The organism is Pseudoxanthomonas mexicana (genome assembly GCF_001556105.1).
GTDB classification, from domain to species: Bacteria; Pseudomonadota; Gammaproteobacteria; order Xanthomonadales; family Xanthomonadaceae; genus Pseudoxanthomonas_A; species Pseudoxanthomonas_A mexicana_A.
Genome location: NZ_LSIF01000083.1, coordinates 89,531 through 104,217 on the forward strand (window position 1 = coordinate 89,531; position 14,687 = coordinate 104,217).

A 14,687-nucleotide genomic window follows, 5' to 3' on the forward strand; every position below is an offset into this window, starting at 1 on the left:
TAAGTCCATGGTTTCAAAGGAAACTTTGCAAGCCCTGATTCACTTGAAGTCGCACTTCGCTGTCCTTCCCGGAGCTCCCCAATGACCCGCACGCTGTCGCCCCTGACCCTCGCCATCAGCCTGGCCCTGGTCGCCCCCACCACGTTCGCGCAGGCATCGGCCCCCGCCGAGGCCCGCACGCTGGACACCCTGATCGTCACCGGCACCCGCGTCTCCGACCGCACGGTCGCCGAGTCCCAGTCGCCCATCGACATCATCACGCCGGAGGCCCTGCAGGCCACTGGCACCACCGAACTGGCCACCGCCCTCGCGCGCGCCCTGCCCTCGCTGAACTTCCCGCGCCCGGCCGTGACCGACGGCACCAGCGGCGTGCGACCGGCGCAGCTGCGCGGCCTGTCGCCCGACCAGGTGCTGATCCTGGTCAACGGCAAGCGCCGCCACATCTCGGCGCTGGTCAACGTCAACGGCAGCATCGGCCGCGGTTCGTCGGCGGTGGACCTCAACGCGATCCCGGTGTCGGCGATCGAGCGCGTGGAAGTGCTGCGCGACGGCGCGTCCGCGCAGTACGGTTCCGACGCCATCGCCGGTGTGGTCAACATCGTGCTGAAGGGTTCCGGCAAGGGCGGCAGCCTGGTCGTGGATGCCGGCGGTTACTCCGCCGGTGACGGCCGCAGCACCCAGCTGTCCGGCGACACCGGCGTGTCCTTCGGCGATGGCCGCGGCTTCGTGCACGTCGCGGGCCAGCTGACCCAGCAGGACGAAACCGACCGCGCCGGTCCTTACCAGGGCACGGCGCCGAATACCGGCAACAATCCGGCCATCGGCCGCGTCGCCTTCGTCTATGGCGACCCGAAGGTGGACGCCGGTGCCGTGTCGGCGAACGCCGGCTTCGCGTTCAGCGACAACGTCAGCGCCTACGCCACCGCCATCGCCAGCAACCGCGACATCACTTCGTTCGCCTTCTTCCGCTCGATCGGCCACAACGCGCTGGTGCCGCAGGTGTATCCGAACGGCTACGTGCCGGAGATCAACCAGCTCTCGCAGGACCGCTCGCTGGTGGCCGGCGTGAAGGGCGACACCGAAAGCGGCTGGAAGTGGGACGTCAGCTACAACTACGGCTACAACAACCTGAAGTTCTATACCCAGAACAGCGTCAACTACAGCCTGGGCGCGAACAGCCCGCGTCGTTTCTACGACGGCGCGCTGGAGTACACCCAGAACCTGTTGAACGCCGACATCAGCAAGCCGCTGGAGATCGGCCTGGCGTATCCGGCCACGCTGTCGTTCGGTGCCGAGTACCGCGAAGAGAAGTGGAACCAGTCGCCGGGCGAGCTGAACTCGTATACGGGCAGCGGCGCGCAGGGGTTCGGCGGCTTCACGCCCGCCAACGCCGTGCACTCCAGCCGTGACAGCTACGCCGCCTATGCGGGCCTGGAAGCCGACCTGACCGAGAAATTCTCGGCCGGCATCGCCGGGCGCTACGAGGACTATTCCGACTTCGGCAGCGAAGTGTCGGGCAAGCTGTCCGCGCGCTATGCCTTCACCGATGCGGTGGCGCTGCGCGCGACGGTGGCCAGCGGCTTCCGCGCGCCCGCGCTGGCGCAGCAGAACTACCAGGTGGTGACCTCCCAGTACAACGCCACGCTGGACCGTTTCTTCGAATCGGGCACGTTCCCCGCCACCGGCCCCGTCGCGCAGGCGCTGGGCGCGGAAGCGCTGACGGCGGAAACCTCGCTGTCGTACGGCCTGGGCCTGGTGCTGCAGCCGGTGGATCGCCTGTACGTCACCATCGATGCGTACCAGATCGATATCGATGACCGCGTCGTGCTGTCCTCCAACCTGCTGCTGGGCGGCAACGCGGCGGCCCAGGCCCTGCTGGCCAGCCTGGGCGTCAACGGCGTCACCAGCGCGCGCTACTTCACCAATGCGGCCGATACCCGCACGCGCGGCGTCGACGTCATCGCGCAATACACGGTGCCGTTCGAGAACAGCAGCCTCGACCTGACTGCCGGCTACAACTACAACAAGACCGAGATCCAGCGCATCGCACCGAATCCGCCGGAGCTGACGGCACTCGGCGCCAACCTGTGGCGCATCGGCCGCGACGAACAGGGCCGCATCGAGGAAGGCTACCCGCGCGACAAGGCCACGCTGACCGCGGCCTGGAAACTGGCGCACTGGGGCTTCACCTTCGGCGCCACCCGGTACGGCGAATTCACCACCCGCGTCAGCGAAACCGGCAATCCGGCCAACGACCAGACCTATGGCGCGACGTGGATCCTGGATGCATCGACCAGCTATCGCCCGAGCGAGAACTGGACGCTGACGCTGGGTGCGGACAACCTGCTGGACAAGTATCCGGACCGCACCATCTTCCCGAACTCGAACAGCGGCCAGTTCCCCTACAGCAGCCAGTCGCCGGGCGGCTTCAATGGTGCGTATGTCTACGGTCGCATCGCGTACACGTGGTAGGACGCCTCGACGCTTGACGGCCCCGGAACGCCCCGCCCCGTGCGGGGCGTTTCCGTTTCGGCGATGCCGGAATGCGGGGGCTCCGTCGACGCGCAAGCACGGCGCGCGTTTGCCGCAGGGCGTCCGCATCGGCGACACTCGACCCTCATGCAGAGGAAAAACACCCGTCGATGCACAACGACACCGACCTGATCAACCTCATCGCGGTGGGCCTGGCCCTGGCCTTCGTGCTTGGGGCGATCGCCCACAAGCTGCGCTTTTCGCCGCTGGTCGGTTACCTCGTTGCAGGCATCTTCGTCGGTCCGTTCACCCCCGGCTTCGTCGCCGACCAGGAACTCGCCACCCAGCTGTCCGAACTGGGCGTGATGCTGCTGATGTTCGGCGTAGGCCTGCACTTCTCGCTGGAAGACCTGCTGGAAGTGAAGGCGATCGCCATCCCGGGCGCGATCGTGCAGATCGTGGTCGCCACCGGCCTGGGCTGGGCGCTGGCCTGGGGCATGGGCTGGACCCCGCTCAACGGCTTCGTGTTCGGCCTGGCGCTGTCGGTGGCGAGTACGGTGGTGCTGCTGCGCGCGATGGAGGAACGGCGCCTGCTGGAAACCAAGCGCGGCCGCATCGCGGTGGGTTGGCTGATCGTCGAAGACCTGGTGATGGTGCTGGCGCTGGTGATGCTGCCGGTACTGGCGTCCACCTTCGGCCCGGACAACGGCGGCGAGAAGGCGACCTTCGGCCGCTTCGCCGTGGAGATCGCCTGGACCTTCATCAAACTGGGCGCATTCGTGGCCTTCATGCTGATCGTGGGCCGGCGGGCGATCCCGTGGACGCTGGAGAAGATCGCGGCGACCGGTTCTCGCGAACTGTTCACCCTCTCGGTGCTGGCCATCGCGCTGGGCGTGGCCTTCGGCTCCGCGATGCTGTTCGGCGTGTCGTTCGCGCTGGGCGCGTTCTTCGCCGGCATGCTGCTGAACGAGTCGGAGCTGAGCCACAAGGCCGCGAACGACTCGCTGCCGCTGCGCGACGCGTTCGCGGTGCTGTTCTTCGTCTCGGTGGGCATGCTGTTCAACCCGGCGATCGTGGTGGCGCATCCGTGGCAGGTGCTGGCCACGTTCGGCATCATCGTGATCGGCAAGTCGGTGGCGGCGTACTACATCGTCAAGGCGTTCAAGCACCCCACCGGCACCGCGCTGACGATCTCGGTCAGCCTGGCGCAGATCGGCGAGTTCTCCTTCATCCTGGCCGCGCTCGGTGTGGCGCTGAAGATCCTGCCGCCGGAAGGGCGCGACCTGATCCTGGCCGGTTCACTGCTGTCGATCATCGCCAATCCGTTCCTGTTCACCTGGCTGGACCACTGGCAGAAGAAGCAGGAGGCGCTGGCACCGGTGCCGCTGGAGCCGGAAGTTCCGCCAGGCCCGTCGCTGGACGTCACCGACCACGCCATCATCATCGGTTACGGCCGCGTGGGCAGCGAACTGGCGCGTGTGCTGCGCGACCGTGGCGTGCCCCTGATCGTCATCGACGACAACGGCGACCACGTCGCCCGCGCGCACGACGCCGGCATCCCGGCGATCCGTGGCAGTGCGGCGGCCGACCGCGTGCTGGCCGAAGCGCACCCCGAGCGCGCCAAGATCGCCGTGCTGGCGATTCCGCAACCGCTCGAGGCAGGCGAAGCACTGGCCAAACTGCGCGCGATCAACCCGGGCCTGACGCTGCTCGCCCGTGCGCACAGCGAGGGCGAGGTGAAGCACCTGCTCGGACACGGCGCCGATGGCGCGGTGCTGGCCGAGCGCGAACTGGCGTTCTCGCTGGCGGAGATGGTGATGTCCACGCCGCCCTACCGCCCGCAGCGCACACCGGCTTGATCCCCTGATTCAGTCGCGGGCGGCCGGCGCTTCGGCCACCACTTCCGCCAGCACCTCGGCCAGCGGCCGCGGCGCGCCATAGAGATAGCCCTGCACGCGGTGCACGCCCAGGCGACGCAGGCAGAACTCCGTATCTTCGTCCTCGACGAACTCGGCCACCGTGGTCGCGCCGAACGCTTTCGCCACCGCCACCGACGCCTGCACGACGGCGTAATCCTTGCCGAGCTGCGCGACGTTGCGGACGAACGAACCGTCGATCTTGATCACGTCGACCGGCAATTCCCGCAGGCGCGCGAAGCTCTGCATGCCGGTGCCGAAATCATCGATGGCGATGTGGCAACCCAGCGCGCGCAGGTCGGCCAGCAGGTGGCTGGCCGCCGCGGTATTGGAGATGGCGGCGGTCTCGGTGACCTCGAAGCACAGCGCGCTCATCGGCAATGGCGATCCCGCCAGCAACGTGCGCAGTTCAACCTGGAAACTCATCGAGGCCAGGCTTTGGCCGGTGAGGTTGACCGCGATCTCGCGACAGTGCGGGATCGCAGCGGGCGACTTTCGCAGCAGCCGGAACAGCGCGCGCATGACCGCAAGGTCGAGTTCGGCGCCGCGGCCGGCCGCTTCGAGCGGCGCCATGAACCGTGCGGGCGACATGATCTCGCCCTTCTCGTCCAGCAGCCGGCACAGCACTTCGCCCGCCAGCTCGCGCGGCTCGTGGTGCATGTCGGGCAACAGGTCGCGGATCGGCTGGAAGTACAGCGCCACGCGCTCGCTGCGCAGGCTGGCCAGCGCCTCGGTCGCGTCGTGCAACTGGCGGCGGTGCGTGCGCCGCACCTGGGTGTCACCGATGTCGCTGTAGCGCGGCCGCAATTCGCCATGCTGGCGCGCCTCGAACGCCAGGTGCGAGGCCGTCAGCACGGCACCGTCGACCACACTCGCATGGGTCCCGTTGAAGGCGGCAACGCCAAGGTACGGCAGCAGCCTGATCGGCTCGCCACCGACATCGATTTCCGCGTGCTCCACGCGCGCCATCACGCGCTCCCACAGGTCGGCGTCGCGCCGGGGCCGGGGCAGCAGCGCGAACTGGCCCGTGCCCACGTAGAACGTCTCGACCAGGTCATCCAATCGCCGCGCCGTGGCGTTCATCGCCTGTGCCTGCGTATCCAGGCCGAAGCCGGCCACCAGCGTGTCGGTCTGGTCTAGCAGCAGGTAGCCCAGCTCCGCACGCTGCATGGGCCGCGCCACGCGTTCGCGCAATGCCTTGAGGTTGGGCAGCCCGGTCACCTGGTCGCGCAGCGTTTCTTCCGACAGCTGTCCGGCCAGCGCGGAGCGGTCGCGGTTGGTCAGCCACAGGTAGAGCATCGCCAGCAGCAGGATGTTCATCTCCACCGTGATGTGCAGCAGGTTGAAGAAGCCCACCGGGGTGTTGGCGTATTCGGCCGTGCCCGCCACCATGCCGATCAGCAGCAGCAGGGTCAGCGACAGCGACAGCATGGCCCAGCGCGGCGGCAGCCGCAGCATGCACCAGGCCAGCACGACCAGCACGGCGAACCGGTAGTCCATCAGCACCGGCCCGGTCAGCAGGATGGCCAACCCGTTGAAGGCGTGCCGCACCTGCACGGCGGCCCACAGGCTGACCGCCAGGCCCAGGCCCAATGCCACCGGCCACAGCCAATGCGTGGCCACATCGGAACGCGGTGACGGCGTCGCGCGCTCCTGCCAGCCGATCACCAGGGGCAGGGTCACGACCGCGACACCGAACTGCTTGGCGAAGAACATCTGGAAGGCCGTGCTCGTTGCGCCTGCCGGCGAGGTCACCAGCACGATGCTGAGCCCCAGCAGCGCCAACACCAGGGGGTAAAGCAACAGGCCGATCGCGGCGAACCGCAGCAGGTCGCTGCGTTGCAGGCGTGCGCCCGAGGCGCGTGGCCACCCCATCCAGCGCGCGCACGCCATGGTCCATGCGTACTGGAGCAGATAACCCGACACGCCCCATGCCAGCATCACGGTGGGGCGCCCGCCATCGAACAGGTACGTCTGCCGGAACATCCAGCCTGCGCACGCCAACGCGAAGCAACCGGCGACCACGCGCCAGTCGCGCACCAGCATCGCGATGGCCAGCAGCAGGCCGGTATGCAGGTGGATCAGCGAGGCGTCGACCACCTCGCCGAAGAAGTCGATGCGGTAACGGATCGGGATCTGCTGCAGCAGCACGCACAGGCCGCCGAGCAGGAGCACCTGCATGCTCCCGCCGAGGCCACGTGGCGGCTGTCCTGCATGATCAGCCATCAATCCGTCCTTGCCCCTTGCCAGGTCCGCATCGTCAGGGCATGCGTCGGCGACCGGCCCACCCACTGCGGGCCGCCCCATAACGTACTACCACGTGATGACAGACGGAAGCAGGACATGCCTGCGCCGACCGTCCGTCAGTGCGTGGCGTCGAACACCAGTTGGCCGCCGTCGGCACGCACGCGCACCGTGTCGCCGGCACCGAATGCACCGGACAGGATCTTCTGCGCCAGGGGATTTTCCAGTTGCGCCTGGATGGTGCGTTTCAGCGGGCGTGCACCGTAGACGGGATCGAAACCGACGTCGCCCAGCAGCAGCAGCGCCGAATCATCGAGTTCCAGCGTGATCTGCCGCTCGGCCAGCCGCTTGGCCAGGTAACGCGTCTGGATGCGCGCGATCTCGCGGATCTGCGCCTTGTCCAGCGGATGGAACACGACGATGTCGTCCAGCCGGTTGATGAATTCCGGACGGAAATGCGCCTGCACCACGCCCATCACCGCGGCCTTCATCTGCGTGTAGCTTTCCGGGCTGTCGGTGGACTCGCCATGGTCGGACAGGTCCTGGATCACGCCTGAGCCGAGGTTCGAGGTCATCACGATGACCGTATTGCGGAAATCCACCGTGCGGCCCTGTCCATCGGTCAGGCGACCGTCGTCCAGCACCTGCAGCAGGATGTTGAACACGTCGGGATGCGCCTTCTCCACTTCGTCCAGCAGGATCACGCTGTAGGGACGACGACGCACCGCCTCGGTCAGGTAGCCGCCCTCTTCGTAACCCACGTAGCCCGGCGGCGCGCCGACCAGCCGGCTGACCGCATGCTTCTCCATGAACTCGCTCATGTCGATGCGGATCATCGCGTCGCGGCTGTCGAACAGGAACTCGGCCAGCGCCTTGCACAGCTCGGTCTTGCCGACGCCGGTAGGGCCGAGGAACAGGAACGAACCACTCGGCCGGTCGGGATCGGACAAGCCGGCGCGCGAACGGCGCACGGCATCGGAGACGACCTTGATCGCTTCCTCTTGCCCGATCACGCGACCACGCAGCGACTGCTCCATCTGCAGCAGCTTCTCGCGCTCGCCCTCCAGCATCTTGCTGACCGGAATGCCGGTCCAGCGGCTGACGACCTCGGCGATCTCTTCGTCGGTGACCTTGTCCTGCAGCAGCCTGAAGCCCTTCTGCTCGGCTTCTTGCGCGGCGGACAGCTGCTTCTCCAGTTCCGGCAGCTGGCCGTACTGCAACTCGCTCATGCGCGCGTAATCCTGGCGACGCTGCGCGGCTTCCAGTTCCAGCTTCACCCGCTCGATCTGCTCCTTCACCTTGGTCACGCCGGTCAGCGTGGCCTTTTCGGCCTTCCAGATCTCTTCCAGGTCGTTGAACGCGCGCTGCAGCGCTTCCATCTCCGTTTCGAGATCGGTCAGGCGCTGCTTCGACTGCGCATCCTTCTCCTTCTTCAGCGCCTCGCGCTGGATCCTCAGCTGGATCAGCCGGCGCTCCATGCGGTCCATCTCTTCCGGCTTGGAATCGATCTCCATGCGGATGCGGCTGGCGGCTTCGTCCATCAGGTCGATGGCCTTGTCCGGCAGCTGGCGGTCGGCGATGTAGCGGTGGCTCAGCTGCGCGGCGGCGACGATGGCGGGATCGGTGATCTCGACGCCATGGTGCACGGCGTACTTTTCCTTCAGCCCGCGCAGGATGGCGATCGTGTCCTCGACGCTGGGTTCGCCCACGAACACTTTCTGGAACCGGCGCTCCAGGGCAGCGTCCTTCTCCACGTACTTGCGGTACTCGTCCAGCGTGGTCGCACCGATGCAGTGCAGTTCGCCGCGCGCCAGCGCCGGCTTCAGCATGTTGCCGGCGTCCATCGAGCCTTCGGCCTTGCCCGCGCCCACCATGGTGTGCAGCTCGTCGATGAAGAGGATGATCTGGCCTTCGTTCTTCGCCAGGTCGTTCAGCACGCCCTTCAGGCGCTCCTCGAACTCGCCGCGGAACTTGGCGCCGGCGATCAGCGCGCCCATGTCCAGCGACAGCACGCGCTTGCCGCGCAGACCCTCGGGCACTTCGCCGTTGACGATGCGCTGGGCCAGGCCTTCGACGATGGCGGTCTTGCCTACGCCGGGTTCGCCGATCAGTACGGGATTGTTCTTGGTGCGCCGCTGCAGGACCTGGATGGTGCGCCTGATCTCCTCGTCGCGGCCGATCACCGGATCCAGCTTGCCGATCTCGGCGCGCTCGGTGAGATCGATGGTGTACTTCTCCAGCGCCTGGCGCTGGTCCTCGGCGTTCTCCGACTGCACCTTTTCGCCGCCGCGCAGGCGGTCGATGGCGGTGCGCAGTTTCTGCTTGTCGGCGCCGCTCGCCTTCAGTTCCTGGCCGGCGGCACCGCTGTCGTCGAGCGCGGCCAGCAGGAACCACTCGCTGGCGATGTAGGTATCGCCGCTGTCCTGCGCCAGCTTGTCGGTGACGTTGAGCAGGCGCGACAGGTCGTTGCCGATCGACAGGTTGCCGGCCTGGCCGGTGACCTTCGGCAGCTTGTCCAGCGCTTCGGTCAGCCGCTCGCGCAGCACGGGGACGTTGGTGCCGGCCTGCGCCAGCAACGGGCGCGTGCTGGCGCCCTGCTGCTCGAGCAGCGCGGTCAGCACGTGGACGGGTTCGATCATGGTGTGGTCGCGACCCACGGCCAGCGACTGTGCGTCGGCCAGCGCCTGCTGGAAACGCGAGGTCAGTTTGTCCATCCGCATCGGAGGAACCTCTCGGGAAGTCGGGGGCCGGCGAACGCCAGCCGATGCTACCCAGATGCGGTTAAGCGCCGGTGTTTCAAGACCGGCTGAGACCCGGATTCACGTAGGGTGGGCCTTGGCCCACCGTCTTCGCGCCTCTCGAACCGGCGGACCAAGGCCCGCCCTACGGCTTCTTCTGCAGCGACAGCAGACCCAGCAACACCGCCAGCGCCGCATACGCACCGGCGAACTGCCACAGGATGGTCGCGCGCAGGCCTTCGACGTCCCACGGCAGGTAGATGCCGCCGCGCGGATCGACCGAGTGGATGACGCCGAACAGCGTCAGCACCGCGCCGACCAGCAGCGCGACGACCGCGCGGCCGTTGCGTCCGTCGATCATCGCCACCAGCGCGGTGGTCCAGATCATCGCGGTGATGATGAAGCCGTTGCCGAGCGTGACGATGGTGGCCAGGTCCGGCAGGCCATGGCCGTCGACGCCTTCGTACAGACCGGCGAAACGGTCCGGCGCGATCCACGCCGGATTGCCGAACTTGATCGTCAGCAGGTAGGCGACCGACGGCAGGAAGCCGAGCGCCACCGCGATGGCGTGCTTGCGCGGCGTTTCGGTGAACGCCTGCACGGTGATGTCCAGGCCGACGTAGACGATGATCGGCGCCAGCACCGCGACCGGCAGCCACTGCACCAGGCCCGATACGTAGCCGAGCACGCCACCGAGTCCGATGAAAAGGCCGGTCAGCAGCGTATAGCCCTTGCGCGCGCCCATGTGTTTGTAAGCCGGCTGGCCGATGTAGGGCGTGGTCTGCGCGACGCCGCCGCAGAAACCGGCGACCAGTGTCGACACCGCTTCGGCCAGCAGCACGTCGCGCGTGCGGTAGTCGTCACCGGCCGCGCGCGCGCTTTCGCTGACGTTGATGCCGCCCACCACCATCAGCAGGCCGAACGGCAGCAGCAGCGGCAGGTAAGGCACGGTGTAGGCCTCCGGCACTTTGAAGCCGGGTGCGCCCAAGCCCGAGAGGCCGAGCGCGTAGTACAGCGCGGTGCCGACGACGAACGCCAGCAGCACGCCGGGGATCTTCACCGGCAGCTTGCCCTTCGCCACCAGCACGTACAGCAGCAGGCCGAAGGTAACGAAACCGACGATGGGCTGGCGCAGCGTTTCGATCAGCGGCAGGAAGCCGAGCAGCGTCAGCGCCGCGCCACCGATGGAGCCGAGCAGACCGGCGCGCGGCACCGCACGCGTGACCGCATCGCCGAAGAACGACAGCACCAGCTTCAGCACGCCCATCACCACCAGCGAGGCCATGCCGAGCTGCCAGGTGGCGGTCGCCGCCGCCTGTTCGTCCATGCCCGCCTGCTTGAAACCGATGAACGCCGGACCCAGCACCAGCAACGCCATGCCGATGCTGGTCGGTGCATCCAGACCCAACGGCATCGCGGTGACGTCGTCGCGACCGGTCTTCGCCGACAGGCGATGCGCCATCCACGTGTAGATCAAGTTGCCGACCAGCACACCCAGCGCGGTGCCGGGGAACATGCGGGTGAACACCACTTCGGCCGGGAACTGGAAGATGCCGATCAGCGCGGCGGCGATGAAGCCGAGGATGGACAGGTTGTCCACCACCAGGCCGAAGAAACCGTTGAGGTCGCCGGGAACGAACCAGCGGCGCACGGAGGGAACCGATGCGGTCATGGAGTCGGGAGTCAGTGGGAAAGGCAGCGGGCCGCCAGCATAAACGCCCGCACCATCGGCGGGCGCGCCGGGTTCAGAACGATACGTCCACCGCGTGGCGCGACCACAGCACCGACTGGTGGCCGGTCGCCTGCTTCCACGCGAGGCGGATGGCCTCGATGTCGGCACGACGCTGCGGCGTGTCTTCGTGCAGCACGACGATGACCTTGGTCTTCAGACGATTCGGCTCCGCAGCTCCGCGGAACAGCCACTGGCCGTAGGCATCGAACACAGTCAGGCCGTCGGGGAAGCGCGAGGTCACTTCCTTGTCGAGGAAGGCGCGCCAGGTGTCCTCGGTGATGGTCTCGGCCTGCGGACGGTCGGCGGGACCCGTCTCTTTCCCCACACCGAAATACAGTTCGCTGCGCACCCAGCCGGTAGCCTGCCCGGGACGCAGGGCATCGCCCTGCAGTGATGACGTGGTGGTCGATGGTGCCTCGGCACTGCGGACGCTGGCGCATCCGGACACGACCAGCAACGCGGTGGCCAGGAAAAGACTTCTCAACGGCATGGGGAACTCCAACGGGGACGCGTACTGTCGGCGCACATCATCAGGCATCGAAATAACCACTGGTTATAAGCACATGGGATCACGCCATGGCCCCGCTCGGTCATGCAGGGGAACCGGCGCGTTAAGGTGCCGTCACCCCGGCGCATGCAGCAGACCGGGGACGACGACCCACACGACACGCCTTGTCCCGATGCCGACCGCACGACCCGCCGCCCACGTCCTTCATGGTCTCTCCCCCCGAGGGGCGGGCGGCTGCGGTTGTCGTTGCCCCTGAGTCCGGCCTCCGTCGTCCGCGTCCCTTTCTCGTACCCACCCGTCAGGAGTTTCCATGTCCCGCCCCACCGTGGCGCCGCTCGGCGCTGCCATCACGCTTGCCCTCGCCTTCCCCGCGTTCGCCCAGCAATCGCCCGCCGGCACCACCGACCTCGACGCGGTGATCGTCACCGGCACGCGCGCCAGCGACCGCACGGCGCTGGAGTCGACCTCGCCGATCGACGTGCTGACGGCCGAGGACATCCGCAAGGCCGGCGTGCTCAACGGTGAGCTGGGCAGCGCGCTGCAGGCGCTGCTGCCCTCGTTCAACTTCCCGCGCCAGTCCAATTCCGGCGGCGCCGACCACGTGCGCGCCGCGCAGTTGCGCGGCCTGGCCCCCGACCAGGTCCTGGTGCTGGTCAACGGCAAGCGTCGCCACACCAGCGCACTGGTGTCGACCGGCTCGAAGATCGGCCGCGGCACCACCCCGGTGGACTTCAACGCGATCCCGGTCACCGCCATCAAGCGCATCGAAGTGCTGCGCGATGGCGCCGGTGCACAGTACGGCTCCGACGCCGTCGCCGGCGTCATCAACATCATCCTCGACGACGCACCCGAGGGCGGCGCGTGGGAAGGCAGCTTCGGCCTGCACCGCACCGACGTCGAGCCGATCAACCGGACGCTCACCGACGGCCAGACCAGCTTCCTGTCGGGCAAGGTCGGCACCGCGATCGGCGATGGCGGTTTCTTCCGCGTCGGTTTCGAACTGAAGAACCGCGAGGCCACCAACCGCGCCGGTTTCGACCAGGTGCCGCCGTGGGACCAGTCGCCGGCCAACCTGGCCGTGCAGGGCCAGCGCAACTACCACCTGGGCGATGGCGCCTCGAAGGACATCAACGCCTGGGTCAACGCCGGCCTGCCGCTGGGTGAGGCCTCCGAGTTCTACGTCTTCGGCACGTACAACAAGCGCGACACCGTCGGCGCCAACTACTTCCGCTATCCGGACGGCGTGTCCAACTGGCCCGAGGTGTATCCGAACGGCTACCGCCCGGTGTCGCTGGGCGAAAACCAGGATGTCGCCATCGTCGGTGGCGTGCGCGGGCAATGGGGCAGCTGGGATTACGACGCCAGCGTCAACTACGGCGGCAACCGCTTCACCTACCGCCTGCGCGACTCGCTCAACGCCTCGCTCGGGCCGACCAGCCCGACGCGCTTCAAGACCGGCGACTACGAGTCGTCGCAGACGCTGGCCAACCTCGACCTGAGCCGCGGCTTCGGCAGCGGCGACACCACGCACGACGTCGCCTTCGGCGCGGAGTTCCGCTTCGAGGCGTACGAAACCGGCGCCGGCGATCCCGCCAGCTACGCCGCCGGCCCGTACATCGACCGACCGACCGGCTCGCAGGCCGGTGGCGGCCTGACCCCGCAGGACGTGGCCAACCTCGACCGCGACGTCGCCAGCGTCTACGCCGCGCTGTCCAGCAGCTTCGGCGAGAAGCTGACCACCGACGTCGCCGTGCGCTACGAGCGCTACAGCGATTTCGGCGGCGAGCTGACCGGCAAGCTGGCCGCGCGCTACGAGTTCGCGCCGGCGTTCGCCCTGCGCGGCGCGCTGTCTAACAACTTCCGTGCCCCGTCGCTGGCGCAGATCGGCTACGAATCCACCTCGACCGGCTACAGCGCCGCCGGCCAGCTGACCCAGGGCCGCCTGCTGTCGGTCAACAACCCGATCGCCCGTGCGCTCGGTGCGCAGGCGCTGGACCCGGAAAAGTCGATCAACGCCAGCCTCGGCTTCACCAGCCGGATCGGCGAGCACTTCGACCTGTCGCTGGACGTGTTCCACATCGAGATCGACGACCGCGTGGCGCTGTCCGAGAGCATCACCGGCGATGCGCTGACCGATTTCGTCGAGGGCGAGTTCGGCGTGCGCGGCGTGCAGAGCGTCAACTTCTTCACCAATGCGGCGGATACGCGTACGCAGGGCGTGGAACTGGTGACCAACTGGCGGCAGGCGCTGGCCGGCGGCAACCTGCTGCTCACCGGCACCTACAGCTACGCCAAGACGGAGCTGAAGAACATCGTCGCCACGCCGGCGCAGCTGCTGGCGCTGGACCCGTCCTACCAGTTGTTCGGCGTGGAAGAGAGCAACACGCTGACCGACGCCGCGCCGCGCACCCGTGCGCAGTTCACCGCCAACTGGAACAACGACCGCTGGAACTTGTTGAGTCGCGTCAGCCGCCACGGCAGCGCCAAGCGCGTGTTCAACTTCGGTGGCGGCTTCGAGCCGGAGCAGCGCTACGGCGCGGAGTGGCAGCTCGATGCGGAAGTCGAGTATCGGCTGTCGTCGAAGTGGAGCGTGGCGCTGGGTGGCCTGAACCTGACCGACGAGTACCCGGACCTGTCGAACCAGGACATCTACTACTTCGGCAACCTGCCCTACGACGTGCTGTCGCCGATCGGCAGCAATGGCGCGTACTACTACTCGCGGGTGCGTTACACGTTCTGAGCTGCACGGGTATCGCCGCCTCCACCCAGGAGGCGGCCACGAACTGATCGGACGGGCGCCGCGGCACGGGAACGGGCGGGCAACCGTCGCGCGCAGCGGCTGGCTGGCCACCTGCGCGCCGACGCCCGGACGATCAGACCGCGCAGCAAGAAGAATGCGGCATGCAAGGAGAGGAACGCGTCGCCACGCGCCCGGATGAGGAACAACCGGGACACTGCTTTATCCGACGTCGCCGAACGCATCGCAATGCGCGCACACGGTGAACCGCGTGGACACCGCCTTGCGGCAGGGCATGGAGCACGCTAGCCGGGTGCGAGGATCCATCTGACACCACGGT

The 14,687-nt window shown here is 67.7% G+C and carries 7 protein-coding genes; 3 read left to right on the forward strand and 4 right to left on the reverse strand.

The features are described from left to right. Window positions 1–81 precede the first annotated feature (81 nt). On the forward strand, window positions 82–2,472 hold the full coding sequence (locus AX730_RS14450; protein WP_062357679.1) for a TonB-dependent receptor plug domain-containing protein: 2,391 nt from the start codon (window positions 82–84) through the stop codon (window positions 2,470–2,472). A 170-nt stretch (window positions 2,473–2,642) separates the two neighbouring features. After that, window positions 2,643–4,331, forward strand: coding sequence for a cation:proton antiporter domain-containing protein (locus AX730_RS14455; RefSeq protein WP_062357680.1), 1,689 nt, complete (start codon window positions 2,643–2,645; stop codon window positions 4,329–4,331). Between the two features lie 9 nt (window positions 4,332–4,340). Here the strand turns inward: AX730_RS14455 and AX730_RS14460 are convergent, their stop codons facing one another. The 4 genes from AX730_RS14460 to AX730_RS14475 all read right to left on the reverse strand — a co-directional run bounded on the left by AX730_RS14460 (window position 4,341) and on the right by AX730_RS14475 (window position 11,592). Next, the gene (locus tag AX730_RS14460; protein WP_198147209.1) at window positions 4,341–6,614 is read right to left on the reverse strand and encodes an EAL domain-containing protein; all 2,274 of its coding nucleotides are present in this window, start codon (window positions 6,612–6,614) and stop codon (window positions 4,341–4,343) included. Between the two features lie 137 nt (window positions 6,615–6,751). Further along, complete coding sequence (clpB, locus tag AX730_RS14465; RefSeq protein ID WP_062357684.1) at window positions 6,752–9,352, reverse strand: ATP-dependent chaperone ClpB; 2,601 nt, start codon at window positions 9,350–9,352, stop codon at window positions 6,752–6,754. 163 nt (window positions 9,353–9,515) lie between these two features. Further along, window positions 9,516–11,042: a SulP family inorganic anion transporter gene (locus tag AX730_RS14470; RefSeq protein WP_062357686.1), complete on the reverse strand. Its 1,527-nt coding sequence runs from the start codon at window positions 11,040–11,042 to the stop codon at window positions 9,516–9,518. Between the two features lie 73 nt (window positions 11,043–11,115). Beyond that, window positions 11,116–11,592 carry a DUF3574 domain-containing protein gene (locus tag AX730_RS14475; RefSeq protein ID WP_062357687.1) on the reverse strand — a complete coding sequence of 159 codons (477 nt, stop codon included), beginning with the start codon at window positions 11,590–11,592 and terminating at the stop codon, window positions 11,116–11,118. A gap of 328 nt (window positions 11,593–11,920) precedes the next feature. On the opposite strand from AX730_RS14475, the gene AX730_RS14480 reads away from it, so the two are divergent. Then, window positions 11,921–14,350 carry a TonB-dependent receptor plug domain-containing protein gene (locus AX730_RS14480; RefSeq protein WP_062357689.1) on the forward strand — a complete coding sequence of 810 codons (2,430 nt, stop codon included), beginning with the start codon at window positions 11,921–11,923 and terminating at the stop codon, window positions 14,348–14,350. The last annotated feature ends 337 nt before the right edge of the window (window positions 14,351–14,687 follow it).

What these genes read in the sequence shown, in the direction of transcription:
- AX730_RS14450 (WP_062357679.1), top strand. Translation starts at nt 82, where the DNA reads ATGACCCGCACGCTGTCGCCCCTGACCCTCGCCATCAGCCTGGCCCTG.
- AX730_RS14455 (WP_062357680.1), top strand. Translation starts at nt 2,643, where the DNA reads ATGCACAACGACACCGACCTGATCAACCTCATCGCGGTGGGCCTGGCC.
- AX730_RS14460 (WP_198147209.1), bottom strand. Translation starts at nt 6,614, where the DNA reads ATGGCTGATCATGCAGGACAGCCGCCACGTGGCCTCGGCGGGAGCATG.
- clpB (WP_062357684.1), bottom strand. Translation starts at nt 9,352, where the DNA reads ATGCGGATGGACAAACTGACCTCGCGTTTCCAGCAGGCGCTGGCCGAC.
- AX730_RS14470 (WP_062357686.1), bottom strand. Translation starts at nt 11,042, where the DNA reads ATGACCGCATCGGTTCCCTCCGTGCGCCGCTGGTTCGTTCCCGGCGAC.
- AX730_RS14475 (WP_062357687.1), bottom strand. Translation starts at nt 11,592, where the DNA reads ATGCCGTTGAGAAGTCTTTTCCTGGCCACCGCGTTGCTGGTCGTGTCC.
- AX730_RS14480 (WP_062357689.1), top strand. Translation starts at nt 11,921, where the DNA reads ATGTCCCGCCCCACCGTGGCGCCGCTCGGCGCTGCCATCACGCTTGCC.